The sequence below is a fragment of the Streptomyces sp. NPDC014656 genome (assembly GCF_043084305.1).
Taxonomy (GTDB): Bacteria; Actinomycetota; Actinomycetes; order Streptomycetales; family Streptomycetaceae; genus Streptomyces.
In genome coordinates this window covers 1-14,535 of the sequence record NZ_JBIBZN010000035.1, presented here as the reverse complement: position 1 = coordinate 14,535, position 14,535 = coordinate 1, and the positions used below count along the sequence as shown (strand labels likewise).

At 75.7% G+C, this 14,535-nt stretch carries 2 protein-coding genes and 1 pseudogene; all 3 read right to left on the bottom strand.

The window, feature by feature from the left end:
- Positions 1–4,688: beta-ketoacyl synthase N-terminal-like domain-containing protein (locus ACF1ED_RS37100; protein WP_391767780.1), on the bottom strand; the 4,688-nt coding region annotated here is incomplete at its 3' end.
- Positions 4,689–4,714: 26 nt separating this feature from the next.
- Positions 4,715–14,221, bottom strand: a complete 9,507-nt coding sequence (locus tag ACF1ED_RS37095; protein WP_391767779.1) for an SDR family NAD(P)-dependent oxidoreductase — start codon at positions 14,219–14,221, stop codon at positions 4,715–4,717.
- A pseudogene (locus ACF1ED_RS37090) lies at positions 14,218–14,535 on the bottom strand (hypothetical protein); the annotation flags it as partial. The gene ACF1ED_RS37095 and the pseudogene ACF1ED_RS37090, both read right to left, overlap by 4 nt.

Sequence of the window (14,535 nt, the reverse complement as noted above, 5' to 3'; positions counted from 1 at the left end):
TCGATCGGATCACCCAGACCCGTCCCCGTCCCATGCGCCTCCACCAAACCGATCGACTCCACCGACACACCCGCATCCACCAACGCGGCCGAGATGACCTCGGCCTGGGCGCGCGGGCTCGGCGCCGAGTAACGGGTGGTACGGCCGCCGTGGTTCACGGCGGCGCCCTTGACGACGCCCCGGATCCGGTCGCCGTCGCGCAGCGCGTCGCCGCAGCGCCGCAGCACCACGGCCACGGCGCCCTCTCCGGGAACGAAGCCGTCGGCGGTGCTGTCGAAGGCACGGCTGCGGTGGCGCGGGGAGAGGGCCATCATGTCGCCCATCGACCGGAAGTACTCCGGGCTGATGCCGGCGTGCACGGCTCCGATGACCGCCGTGTCGATGTCGCCCGAGCGCAGGTGCTGAAGCGCGGAGTGCAGGGCGACCAGCGAGGACGAGCAGAGGGTGTTGACGACCGTGCTGGGACCGCGCCAGTCCATCAGGTAGGAGAGCCGGTTGGCGATCATCGCCTCCAGGCCCAGGCCCCGCCCTTCGGGCACGCCGTGGCGGAACCGCTCCTCGTGGTAGTGGTCGTGGCTGTAGGCGATCCACAGCCCGGTACGGTCCTCGCCCGCTCGGGCGCCGCCACGTCCGCCGTCCTCCAGGGCCTCCCAGATCGTCTCGTAGACGATGCGGGCCTGCGGGTCGATCAACGGCGCCTCGCGGGCGGAGATCCGGAAGGGTGCCGGGTCGAACTCGTCGACCCGGTCGAGGAAGGAGGCGTGCGGAAGGGGCCCGCCGGCGTCGCCTCGACGGCTTTCGGGCAGCGGGCCGACCGTGTCGCGGCCCTCGGCGAGCAGCTCGGCGAAGGCCGTCAGCGTACTGGCCGTGGGCAGCCTCACCGCGGCGCCCACGACCGCGATGTCGCGCGTCCTGGTCGCGTGGGTGTCGTCGTCGGGCACGGCCTCGGTGGCTGTACGGGGCCTGGCGACGGCGGTGACGCGCGCCGGCGGGGCGGGAGGCCGCGCCGGCTCCGGCGGCCGGGGCGCCGGCGGGGCGGCCGGAGGTGCCTCGGCGGTCGGGGGCACCAGGGCCGTCGGAGCGACGGGGGCCGCGGGGGGCGTCGGGAGGGCTGGGGCCGCCGGGGCCTCGGGAGCCGCCGCGACAGCCGCTGCACCCGCGGCAGCCGTCGTCGACGGGGCAGCCGGGGCCGGGGGGCTCGGGAGCCGGTCGACGAGTTCGGGTGCCTCCTCCGTCAGGAAGTCCGCGAACTGCCGGGGCGTCGCGTACTCGAAGAAGACCGTCGGGTACAGGGACAGGTCGTGTTCCTGGGAGATCCGCTCGCTGAGTGCCACCAGGCCGACGGAGTCGAAACCGGCCGAGAGGAACTCGGTGTCGGCGTGCTCCTCGGACGTGCCCGTCAGCGCGAGGAACCACGCCAGTGCCCGTGCCGACGGCGTACTGACGGCGGCGGGGACACGCTCGGCGGCAGGAGCGCCCTCGGCAACGGCATCCGCATCCGCAGCCACATCCACGGAGGGAACGGCCGCACGAAGGGGCGCTGCCGGTGGCGGTGCGGTGTCAGCGGGTACGGGATCGGCGGCCGGGGTGGCCGGGACCGTCGCCCGCACGGTGGAGGGGGCCGGGGGGACGGCCGCCTCCGGGGCGGGCCCGGTCGTGGTGTCCTCGCGGAACGCCAGCGCCGGGACGCGCTTGGACGACATGTCGCCGAAGACCAGCAGCGGCGTGCCCGACTCGTCGGTGACGGTCTGGGTGACCCGGCACGCCTCGTCGTTCCAGAAGGCGATCTCGGTACGGACGTACGCGGCGTCGTCCAGCGGGCCCAGGACGTCGAGCCGCCCCACCGACAGCGGGATGAACGCGGAGGCGTCCGCGGTGCCGAAGACCGGGTTGGCCGGGTCGATGGCCGCCACGGTCACGCTGTCCAGGAGGCCGGGGAAGAGCTGGACACCGGGCGGGTTCAGCTCCCGCTGGCGGGTGCCCTCGATCCGGGCGAGGGTGCCGCCGTCCGGCAGGCTCGCCACCCAGGAGATGTTCCGGTAGTAGCGCCCGTGGTGGTAGCCGATGCGCCGCAGCCACCGGTACAGGCCGGAGCCCGCGTGAACGGCGGACCCGGCGCAGTCGGCCAGCAGGGTGCCGACCGGGAGCCGGGGCGCCGGCTCGGCACGGGCGGCGAGCCGCCCGGTGACGAAGAGGTCGCCGGTCTCCCCGTCCTCGACCCGGAACCGCCCGTCCCCGTCGACCCGGCCGACTACCCGCCGGGCCCCGGCGGGGATGAGGGGGCGGTGGAAGAGGACGTCCAGCGCGCCGTGGAACGGTTCGCCGCGCAGGGCGGCCCCCTCGCGCAGGAGGTCGAACCAGGCCACGCCCGGGAGCATCAGCGTGCGGTACACGGAGTGCTGCGCGATGGGCACCTCGCCCGGGCTGAACACCCGGGCGTACGTGTATCCGGCGGCCCCCTCGTCGGACACCAGCTCGGCGGGCGAGCCGGGTTCGGCGGACCGGAGCGGCTCGGCCAGGTCGAGGGCGCGTCCGCGCGGCTGGGCGACCGGCAGCAGGCGCTTGCTCCACGCGGCACCGGTGGTCTTCTGGAACGCGGCCCAGTCGATGTCGCGTCCGGCCTCGAACAGTTCGGCGACGACGGCCGCCAGTACGGCCGCTGCGGTCCGCTCGTCGGGGGCCCCGGCCAGGCGCGCGCCGACGTCGCGGCCTGCGGCGCCCTGCTGCTCGGCCTCGCGGGCCGGGTCGCCGTCGCGCCGCAGGACGTCGCCGAGCGCCTGCTCCAGCGGCAGGCTCCCCCGTACGAAGTCGGCGACCGGCTCCCAGCCGGGCGGGAGGTCGACGGCGCCGCGGGGCAGCCCCAGGTCGCGCAGCGCGATGGCGAGCGCGATCCCGGAGAGGATGCGGAGCAGTTCGCCGGAGAACGCGGCCAGCGGGGCGCCGGTGGCCATCTCGAACTGGCGCACGACGTCGTGCACGGCGGGGGTGGAGCCGTCGAGGGCGGTGAGCCACGCGGGCGGCGCCGCGGCGGCTTCGGGGCGTACGGAGACGGTCGCGAGGGACGCATGGGCACCGGTGGCTCCCGGGGCTCCGGGCGCACCGGGGGCGAGGAGCTTGGCGCGCAGGGCGGCTGTCAGCTCGTCCGCGTCCTTGCCGACGACGGCCAGCCGCGCGGCGCGGTGCGGCCGGGCGAGCCGGGCGGTGGCGCACACGTCGGCCAGTTCCTCGGGGCGGCCCCGCAGGGCGGGCAGGAACTCCACCCACTGGGCGCACAGTTCGCGCAGACCGTAAGCGGTGTCGGCGGAGAGCGTCAGGAGGTGGACGGGCTGCCGGGCCCCGGCCGGAGCCGTTCCGTTCCGGCGGGCCGGGGCGGGGACCGCCTCGGCCACGACGTGCGCGTTGGTGCCGCCGAAGCCGAAGCCGCTCACGGCGGCCCGGCGGACCGGCACGTCGGGCCAGGGCCGGGGGGCGTCGGGCAGGTGGAAGGGGCTGTCGTCCAGGTTGAGGCGGGGGTTGGGGGACTCGGTGGCCACGGCCGGCACGGTGCCCTCCCGCAGCGAGACGATGACCTTCGCGAGGCCGGCGAGCCCGGAGGCCGAGTGGAGGTGGCCGATCCGGCGCTTGACCGAACCGAGCGCGACGGAGTTGCGCGGGACGCCGTGGCGTCCGAACACCTCGGTGAGCGCCCGGACCTCGATGGGGTCGCCGATGGCGGTTCCGGTGCCGTGCGCCTCGACGTACTGGACGGTCGTCGGGTCGACGGTCCGGTAGACCTTGTCGAGCAGCTCGATCTGGGCTTCCAGGTTGGGCGTGGTGACGCCCATGGTGCGGCCGTCGTTGTTGACTGCGACCCCGCTGATCGCGCCGAGGACCAGGTCGCCGTCGCGCAGCGCCGCGGCCATCGGCTTGAGCACGAGGGCCGCGGCTCCTTCGCCGGGGACGTAGCCGTTGGCCCGGCGGTCGAAGGTGTGGCAGAGCCCGTCCGGTGACAGTGCTCCCGTACGGGAGAGCAGGACGAAGGTCAGCGGGTCGATCAGGAGGTCGACCGCACCGACGAGGGCGAGTTCGCAGCTTCCCGAGGCGAGGCTCTGGCAGGCGAGCCAGACCGCCGAGAGCGACGAGGAGCAGGCCGTGTCGACGACCAGGCTGGGGCCCGCGAGGTCGAAGCGGTCGGACAGCCAGGCCGCCATGAAGTTCTGCGACCGCCCCCACAGGGCGGCCGGGCCGGGCCCGGCGGCGCCGGCCGGGGTGGACACCGCGGGGTCCGGAAGGCAGGGTGCGGCTGTGCCGCGGCCATGGTCGAAGCCGTAGGCGTTCATCCGGGCGCCGATGAACACGCCCGCGTCGAGCCTGCGGCGCGCGCCCAGGTAACCGGAGTCCTCCAGGGCCCGGGCGCCGACCTCCAGCATCACCCGCTGCTGCGGGTCGAGGAGGACGGCGTCCTCGGCGGTCATTCCGAAGGCCTCGTGGTCGAAGGAGAACGGGTCGACCAGGAACGCGCCCCGGTGGTGGGTGCCGCGGTGCGGCGCCTCGCCGAGGTACAGGTGGCGGGCCCACCGGCTCGGCGGGACCTCGCCGACCTCGACCCCGTCGCCACCCAGCATGGCCGTCAGGTCGGCCACGTCCTCGGCGCCCGGGAGCCTCGTCGCGAGGCCGATGACGGCGATGCGGGTGTCGAGCTCGCTCACAGTTGTCCTTTCGTTCGGCTCGCCGGTCATACCTGGACCGCCCCCCGCCCGCCGTCGCGGTCGAGCAGGGGGCGCAGCAGCGCGCTCAGGGTGGCGTCGGCGGCCCCGGTGCGGTCGGGCGCGGTGGCGGCCGGGGGCGCCGGGACGGCTGCGGGTGCGGTCAGGTCGGCGGCGGGCGATGCCAGGTCGGCGAGTTCGGCCGCGATGTCGTCGGCGGTACGGGCCCGCATGAGGAGCGACGGGTCGACGGTCAGGCCGCCCCGTTCGAGGGCGGTGGCCAGTTCCGCGATCACCAGAGAGTCCAGCCCGAGCCCGTGGAGTGGCCGGTCGCCGGGGTCCTCCCCCAGGACGTGGAGGAAGGCTTCCCGGACTTGGGCGCGCATCGCGGTGGTGTCGCGCCGCGTGGCCGGTAGCGCGGCGTCGGCCGGGAAGGCGGGGGCGGGTGCGGCGGTGGCCGTGGCCACCGTCCCCGCCGGGGTGGACGCGGTGCCGGGGAAGACGACGGCTCCGCCCGACCTCAGGTGGTCGAAGAAGGCGTCGAGGGCCTCCTCGGCGCCGACCGAGTGGCCGGCGGAGAAGGCGTCGTCGGCCTTCATCCCGATGCCCGTCCAGTTCGGCCACGCGTGCGCGGTGACTGCGGTGACCTCGTCGTCCTCCCGTTCGGCGAGCGCCAGTTGGAAGGCGTTGGCGAGGCTGTAGTCGACCAGTCCGCGGCCGGCCAGGGCCTGGGTGCCGGCGATCGAGGAGACGAGGACGGCGAAGTCGGCGCACCGTTCCTTGGCCAGGCGGACGACGTTCAGCGAGCCGGCCACCTTGGGCGCGAGGACCTTCTCGGCGTCGCTCCAGGGGCGGCGGTGCATCGCCCCGAAGGGGTTGACCGCGCCGGAAGCGTGCACGATGCCGACCAGCCTGCCCCAGCGCCGGCCGAGCCGGTCCGCGACGGCGGCGAGGGCCGTCGGGTCGGAGACGTCGCAGGGCACGTACTCGACCTCGGCACCGCTGCCCGCCAGCTCTCGCAGAGCCTGCGCGCGGGTGGCGTCGAGGGCCGACCGGCCGACGACGGCGACGCGCCGGGCGCCCCGCGCGACGAGTCGTTCGGTCAGTCGCGGTCCGACGGCTCCGAGCCCTCCGGTGACCAGGCAGTACCCCTCGGCCGGGAGGAAGTACGGAGGGCCGGGCCGGGCGGGCACGGTCTCCGGCACGTACCGGGCACCCTGCCGGTAGGCGGCGACGGTGGTCCCCGCGTCGGCGTCCTCGGGCTCCTGGGCGCCGGACACCAGTGCGGCGAGCTCGGCGGCCAGGTGAGCGGCCTGGTCGGCGGCGGGGTCGGCGGGGTCCAGGTGGACGACGGAGGTGGGTCGGCGGCCTTCTGCTCCCGCGGCCCGGACGGCCATGGCGGCCGCGGCCCGGACCGGGTCCGGGCCACCGCCCTGCGTGCCGTGGCGGGTCTGGGCGGCGGACCGCGGGTCCGCCCCGCCGAACGAGGCCCAGAGGACTCCGGCCCGCTGCGGCAGCGTCCTCATCAGGTCGCCGACCTCGGCCCAGAGGGAACCGAGTTCGGCGGGATCCGCGTGCCGGACGTCCCGGGCTCCGACCACCACGGCGGCGTCGGCCGGCGCGCCGGGCGCGACGACGGCCACGCCCCGGTCCCGCAGCAGCCCGGTCAGGGTCTGTCCGAGGGCGGGGTCGGCGGCGTGAAGGCTCACCGTCGCCGGTCCGGCCGAGGCTGCTCGTGCCAGGTCGCGGGCGCGCCACTGGACGCGTACGGCCGGTGTGCCCGTCTGTCCGTCCCGCGCCGGGGGCTCGGTGTGGTCGGCCTGGTCGGCCTCGCCGGGGCCTCGCCAGAACGGGGATCCGGCGAACGGGTAGGTGGGGAGATCCGTGACACGGGCTCCCGCGGGGGACAGCCCGGACCAGTCGACGTGCGCGTATCCGACGGTGGCCAGCTCCGCCGCGTGGGCCGGGTGGCCGGGGGCGGCGGTCGTCCCGCTCAGGGCCGCCGCCGCGTCGGCGGTGAGGTCGATGTCGACGCGGGCGACGGGGTGCGTCCCGTCCGCGACCGAGCGGAGCGCCGCCGCGAGGTCCGCCGCCGAGCGTCCGTGCACGGCGGTCTGGTACTCCAGCGGGGAGCGGCCGGTGTTGGCCGTGTGACACAGGTCGGCTGTCTCTGCGGCGTCGCGCGCCGTGTCGAGGCGAGCGGCGTAGACGGCGGCCAGCTTCCGTACGGCCGTCTCGTCCGCGCCGGTGACACGGACCACGAACGACTCCGGGGCGGGTACGTCCCTGACCGGGGCCTCGGGGGCCTCCTCCAGGATCACGTGGGCGTTCACCCCACCCATCCCGAACGCGCTCACCGCACCACGACGCGGCCCATCAACCGGACGAGGCCACGCCGACACCCGATCCGCCAGGAAGAACGGCGTCCCCTCGAAACGAATGTGATCATTCGGCCGCACCACATGCAACGACGGAGGAACCACACCCCGCTCCATCGACAACAACACCTTCACCAACCCCGCAAGACCCGCAGCCGGCTCCAGATGCCCCACATTCCCCTTCAACGAACCCAACGCACAGAACTGCGAACGACCCGTCACCGACCGCCACGCACGCGTCAAACCCTCCACCTCGATCGGATCACCCAGACCCGTCCCCGTCCCATGCGCCTCCACCAGACCGATCGACTCCACCGACACACCCGCATCCACCAACGCGGCCGAGATCACCGCCTGCTGCGCAGCACTGCTCGGCACCGTCAACCCACTCGTACGACCCCCGTGATTCACCGCCGAACCCTTCACCACACCCCGGATCCGATCCCCCTCACGCAACGCCGCACCCAACGGCTTCAACACCACCGTCACCACCCCCTCACCCGGCACGAACCCATCCGCACCCGCATCGAACGGCCGCGAGCGGCCGGAGGGTGACAGGGCGCGCAGGTTCCGCATGGCGACGTAGTGCAGGGGCGACATGGCGACGCGGACGCCGGCGACGACGGCCTGCTCGCACTCCCCCGCCCGGATGCTCCGCACCGCCGTGTGCAACGCCACCAGCGACGACGAGCACAACGTGTCGATCGTCATGCTCGGCCCGTGCAGATCCAGGAAGAAGCTCACCCGGTTCGCCAGGAAGGCGTTGTGGTTGCCCAGGCCGGCGGGGGCGTCCAGCTCCGGGGAGAGGTTGTAGTCCTTGTAGTGCTGGTAGCTGGCCCCGACGAACACGCCGGTGTCGGGCGACAGTCCGCGCGGCGGCAGGCCGGCCGACTCCAGCGCCTCCCAGGTGGTGCGGAGCAGCCAGCGGGCCTGCGGGTCGAGCGCCTCGGCCTGCTTGGGGAAGAAGTCGAAGAATCGGGCGTCGAACTCCTCGACGCCGTCGAGGAACCCGCCCACGTCCGGCTCCCGCCGGTCGGCGTACCGGCCCCAGCGGCTCGCGGGCGCGGGGCCGACCCGGTCGCCGGACCCGGCCAGCACGTCCCACAGTCCCTCCGGGTCCGTGGCGCCGGGCAGGGCCACGGCCATTCCGATCACGGCCACGTCGTCGGCGGAGACCGCCTCGCCGGGGTCCGCTCCGTAGAGCGCGGCCGGGCCGGGGGCCCGGTCCGGGGCCCGGCCGGCGGCCCGGTGAAGGACCTGGCCGGTGGCCGGACCGGTGGTCTCGTCGGTGACCCGCGGCGCCGTTCCGGCGGCAGGTGCCGCCTCGGCCCCGGGCAGCGCGAAGGCGTCCTCCGGGGCCAGTTCGGCGACATGGACGGCGAGGGTGCGGCAGTCGGCGGCGTCCAGGACGTCCGTCGGGCTGAGCTGCGCCCCGTACCCCTCGTCCAGGTCGGCGGCGACGGCCGTCGCGAGCATCGAGTCGATGCCGACGGCCGACAGCGAGGTGGTCGCGGTGATCCGGGGGTCGTGCAGGGCCGCCCGCACCACGTCGACGACGGCCGCCTCGGCCGCCGCCAGCCGTGCCGAGCGGGGTGCCGGGGCGGACGCGTCCGCGCCGCCGGTCGTGGCTGCGCCTCCTGTCGTGGCCTCGCTGCCGGTGGTACCCGCGGCGCTACCCGTACTCGTGCCGTTCCCGGCCACGGTGCGGTACTCGATGCCTTCGAGGCGGACCAGGACCCTGCCGTCGTCCGCCAGCAGGTCGACGTCGCCGTGCCGGACGCCGTCGGCAACCGCCTCGGCACCGTCGAGGAGCACGAACGCTGTGCGCGCCGGGTCGCCCCAGCGCGCGGCGCCTTCGACGGCGACCGGCAGGAAGGTGCCGGTCGGCGCTTCGGGGTCGGCGAGCGTGAGCACGGCCATGGCCTGGAGGGCGGCGTCGAGTGCCGCCGCCTCGGCCTCCAGGGGGCCGTCGGCCGGGAGGTCGACACGGGCCAGGACCCGGCGGGCCCCGTAGTGGACCTCGGTGATCGACCGGAGCGGGGCGGTCAGTTCCATGCCCTTGGCGGCGAACCAGGCGTAGAGACCCGCGGGTTCCAGGTCGCGGCCGAGGTCCGCGCGCAGGGCGTCCAGGTCCCGTGCGGCGGGCGCGGGTCCGGCCTGGGCGGCGCCGGTGGTGAGCCGGGCGATCGTGCGGCCGGCGTACCGGAAGGCGACCGGACCCGTGCGGCCCGGCTCGTCCAGGTCGGTGGTCAACGCGTGCGGACCGCTCCCCCGGCCCGTGAAGGCGACGGCACGCAGTTCAGCGGCCGCCCGCAGCCCCAGGGCGAGGGGCACGGCGCCGGGCACGGTCTCCTCGCCGAGTACGCGGTGGGCGCGCGAGAGCCTGCGGACGGCCCCGGCCACGTCCTCGCTCCGGGCAGCGGCCGGGGCTCCGGTCGACGCGTCCGAGGCGACGGCGGGAGTGGGGGCGGCGGTGGGGGCGACGGCGGGGGCGGGGTGCGCGGCTGCCGCCGGTGACGCGGGGGGCGCTGGTGCCTTGGCAGCCACCGGGGTCACGGTTCCCGTCGGTGCGCTTGCCGCGCCGAACGGATACGGCGGCAGCGGCCGGCGGCGTACCGCCGGATCCGGGTATACGGACGCCCAGTCGACGGCCGCCCCTCCGACGTGGCGCAGGGCGTGGACGCCGAGCCCTGCCGAGGCGGTCTCCACCACGACGGAGCCGCGCACGACGGTGCCGGGCGCCCGGTCCGCGAGCCGCAGCGCGTGGTCCAGCCCGGCGCCGATCTCCCAGGCGGAGCCGCCGAGCACGGCGATCCGGTGCGCCCGGTGGTCGCGTCCGACGGCACTGGAACGGCACAGTTCCCGCAAGCCGGCGGCGGACTCCCCGCGCAGCACCGCCCGCGTGGCCGCGATGCGCCGCAGCAGGGCCTCCGGGGTGTGGCCGGAGAGGACCAGCAGGTGTTCACCGGTGGAGCCGTCCGCGTGGGCGGCCTCGTCGGCCGGCCCGTCGCCGGACTCGCCGGCGCGGTGGTCCCCGACGTACTCCTCGACGACGACGTGGGCGTTGGTGCCGCCCATGCCGAAGGAGCTGACGCCGAAGCGCCGCGGCCCCGCGGAGGTCCACGGGCGGGGCTCGGTCGGGATCTCGAACGGCCCGGAGGACAGGTCGAGGTGGCTGCTGGGCTTCTCGAAGCCGGCGACCGGGGGGATCTCCCCGTGCCGCAGGCTCAGCAGGGCCTTGACGAGTCCGGCGAGTCCGGCGGCCGGCTCCAGGTGTCCGATGTTGCCCTTGACGGCGCCGAGGCGGACCGGCCCTTCCCGGTCGGGATCGCCGCCGAACACCTCGGTGAGGGCGGCGAGTTCGATGGGGTCGCCGAGCCGGGTCGCGGTGCCGTGGGTCTCGATGAGGGAGATGTCGGCCGGGGCGAGCCCGGCGTCGTCCAACGCCGCACGGACGACGGCTGCCTGGGCCTCGCTGCGGGGCACGGGCAGGGCGCTGCCGCGCCCGCCGTGGTTGACGGCCGTACCCCGGACGACGCCCCAGATGAGGTCGCCGTCGCGCTCCGCGTCCGCGAGCGGCTTCAGCAGGACGGCGAGGGCTCCCTCGCCGGGGAGGAAGCCGTCCGCATGCTCGTCGAAGGGCTTCGGCAGGCCCTCCGACAGGGCGCCGAGCTGGCTGAGGCTGCGGTAGTACCAGGGCGTCAGGCCGACCTGGCAGGCCGCCACGATCGCGGCGCCGCAGTGGCCGGCGCGGAGCGCGGCGACCGCCTGCTGGAGCGCGACGAGCGAGGACGAGCAGAGGGTGTCGACGGTCTGCGAGGGACCGGTGAGGTCGAGGGCGTACGAGATCCGGTTGGCGAGCACCGCGTTCATGGAGCCGAGCGCGGTGTGCGGGCCCACGGTCTCCAGCCCCTGCGTGTCACGGTGGTGGGTGTAGGTCGCGCCGACGAAGACGCCGATGTCACGGCGGCCGACGAGGCCGGCGTCGTCCCGGACCGCCCAGGCGTGCTCCAGGAGCAGCTTCTGCTGGACGTCCATCTCCTCGGCCTCGCGCACCGAGATGCCGAAGAAGGCCGGGTCGAACCGGTCGGTGCCGGTGAGGAAGGCGCCCTTGCGGCAGTACGTGCCCGTCATGCGGGGCCCGCGCTCCTCGAAGTGGGCGTCGACGTGCCAGCGTTCGGCGGGCACGTCGGTGAAGGCGTGGCCGCCCGCGCGCACCAGCGGCCACAGGTCTGCCACACCACCCGGTGCACCGGGGAGGTCGCCGGACACGGCGACGACGGCGACGTCCAGGTCGCGTCCGCGCGCCGCCGAACGGCGGGGGCGCTGCGGAGCGGCGGCGGGGACGGAGACGGTCGAGGCGGTGGGAGCGAGGGGGGTCGCGGTATCTGCCGCGCCCTGGGAGAGGGCCGGCTCGACAGGCCGGGCGGACTCTGCGGCGGCGGGCTCTGCGGGGGCTGCCTCGGCGTCGGTGGCACCGGCGGCTTCGCCCTCGGCCGGCTCGGGCAGCGCCGCCGCCGCGCCGTAGCGCTCGGTGAGCGCCTCCGCCAGTTCGTCGAAGGCCCCGTACTCCAGGAAGAGCGTGGCCGGGAGGCTGACGCCCCAGCGGCGTGACAACTCCTCGGACAGCTCGACGCTCATGATCGAGCTCATGCCGTAGTCCGAGAGGAGCGCCTCGCGGTCGAGGGACGCGATGCCCAGCCGTTCCACGAGGAACTCCGCCAGCGCGTCGGCGACTCGCCCGACGGCGTCCCCTGCTGCCCCACCGGAGTCGTCAGGGCGCTCAGCCTGACCGGGAGGAAGAGGTCCGACGCCGGCGGTCCCGGCGGAGGCGGCCGAGCCGGCGCGGTCCTCCTGATCCTCCGGCTCGGCGATCTCGGTGCCCGCGTCCGGGTGGGCGATGACAAGCTGCCGGGCGGGCTGCTCCGCCCCCAGGACGGCGATGAGGGCGTCCAGGCCCTCCTCCGTGGTCAGCGGTCGGACGCCGCGCGCCCTGAGCTGGGCCGCCACGGCGGTGCCCATGCCGACCTCGCCCCACAGGCCCCAGTCGACGCTGAGCCACGGCGCTCCGTGCGCGTGGGCGTAGCCGTCGAGGTAGGCGTTGGCGGCGGCGTAGCCGCCCTGCCCGAGGTTGCCGAACGTGCCGGAGACGGAGGCGAACAGCACCGCGAAGTCGAGGTCGCTCCCGGCGATGGCGGCGGCCAGCTCGCGGACCCCGTCGGCCTTGGGCCGCATCACGGCCATGACGTCCTCGGCGGTGGCGCTGCGGATCAGCCCGTCCTTGAGAGTGCCCGCAGCGTGGACGACGCCGTGCACGTCGCCGTGCTCCCGCCGCATCTTCTCGACCAGGGCCGTCAGGGCGCCGGGGGCGGTGATGTCCGCGCTGTACGAGACGGCCAGGCAGCCGTGGGCGGTGAGGGCGGCGGCCCGCTCGTCGGAGGCGGGGTTCGCGCCGGACCGGGAGACCAGCGCGACGACGCCGGCGCCCTCGCGGGCGAACCGCTCGGCCACCTCGAGGCCCAGGCCGCCGTGGCCGCCGAGGACGAGGTAGCGTCCGCCGGGCCGGATGCGGCCCTGCCCGGCGGGGCGCGGCGGGGTGTGCGCCGCGCGGTCGCGCACCCGGAGGGGCACGTGCCTGACGTCGCCCCGGTAGCCGGTCTCGACGGGCCCCCGTGCGTCACCGAGTTCCGCCACGAGGGCGGGAAGCAGCGTGCCGGGGTCGCCGCCGAGGTCGACGATGCGCGGGCGCAGACCCGGGTACTCGATGGCGGCGGTGCGCAGGAGGCCCCACAGGGCGGCGCGGGCGGGCACCGGCCGGTCGCCACGGGCGACGGGCTGGCCGTCGCGGGTCACGACGAGGAAGCGGGACCTGCGCTGCCGCTCGCCGAGGGTGCGCAGGGCGGCTAGGCAGGCATACAGGCCGAGCCGCAGTTCCTCCTCCTCGTTCCTGCGGCCGGCGGTCGGGCGGTCGGCGTTCCACAGGTGGACCACGCCCGCGACGGGGTCGCCGATCTCCTCCCAGAGCCGCCGGAACGCCTCCTGGTCGGGCCGGCCCAGCGTCAGCCGGTCGGGGTCGGCGGCGCCGTTCGCGGGCGCGGCCGGGCCGGCCGCGACCTCCACGACGCGGGCGCCGTCGGCGCGCAGCGCCTCGGCAGCGCCCGTGCCGAGCCGGTCGGCTGGGCCGTGGTGGAGGACCACCCAGGTGCCGGACGCCGGTTCGCGGCGGGCGGGGTCGCCCTCCTGGGGGTGCCAGTCGATGCGGGAGACGGGCAGCGGGTCCCGCCGTCCCGCGGCGCTGTCGGTCGTCCGTGCCGAGGCCGTGGAGCCGGTCGCCGCTGCGGGCGGGCGGGTCACGGTGGTGGTGCGCCGCATCCGTACGCCCCGGAACTCGGCGAGGACGTCGCCGGAGGGTCCCAGCAGCAGGGCGTCGGCGGTGGCGTGGGCACCGTCGTCGCTGGTGCGGCGGACGTGGACGGCGACCCCGTCCGTCGCCGTCGACAGGTCGGCGAAGAGGGCGAGCCGCTCGACGCCGATCGGCAGCATGGGGTACGGGCCGTCCGCACCCGTCAGGTCCTGCAGGGCGCAGCTGACGACCTGGAAGACGCCGTCCACCAGCAGCGGGTGGGCGTACCAGGGCATCGGCTCGGTGTCGGACCGCAGGGTGGCACGGGCCGTTCCGGCCTCGGCGACGGAGAGCGCGCGGACGGTGCGGAAGTCGGGGCCGTACTGGAGTCCCTCGCGCTCCCATCCGGTGTAGAGGCGCTCCGGGGCGACGTCACGTGCACCGGCGGGCTCGTGGTCCGTCGCGGTGCGGCCGGGCCGCGCCGCGTCCGCCGGGAGGAACCGTCCGGCGCCGGTGGACAGCTGCTTGCGGGTGCCGGCCACGAGGGTGGTCAGCTCGAAGCGGGTGCGGTCGGGGCCGGGGGTCACGTCGAGGCGGACCGGCGCGCTGCCCCGGTCGGCGACCGTGAGGGGGCGGAGGAACGACACCCCGGTGAGCTCCAGGGGGGCGAACGGCCGGCGGCGTGCGACGCCGACGAGGGCCATCTCCAGCTGCACGGCCGCGGGGAGCAGTCCGGTCCCCGCGGAGCGGTGCTGGGCGATGAGGGGCTCCTGGCCCGTGAACGTCTTCTCGTACGTCTCTGGGGTGTGCGTCACTGTCCCTCGCTCCGGTGCTCGTAGTGACGGTCGAACAGCGGGTGTCCCGCGGCCGGCGCGGTGGGCGCGGCGCGTTCGCCGCGGGCCGGGGGCGCCACCAGGTCGTGCCGGCGGAAGGGGTAGGTGGGGAGGGTCATCGTGCGGTGGCCCTTGCCGGCATGCACACCAGCCCAGTCCACCGAACCCGCACCCGAACCCGCATACGCCGCCACAGCCGCGTACACCTCCGCCTGATCCACCCGCCCACGCCGCAACGTCGACAACCACAACGACGGCTCAACACCCCGCCACGACGCACGCGCCAACGACGTCAA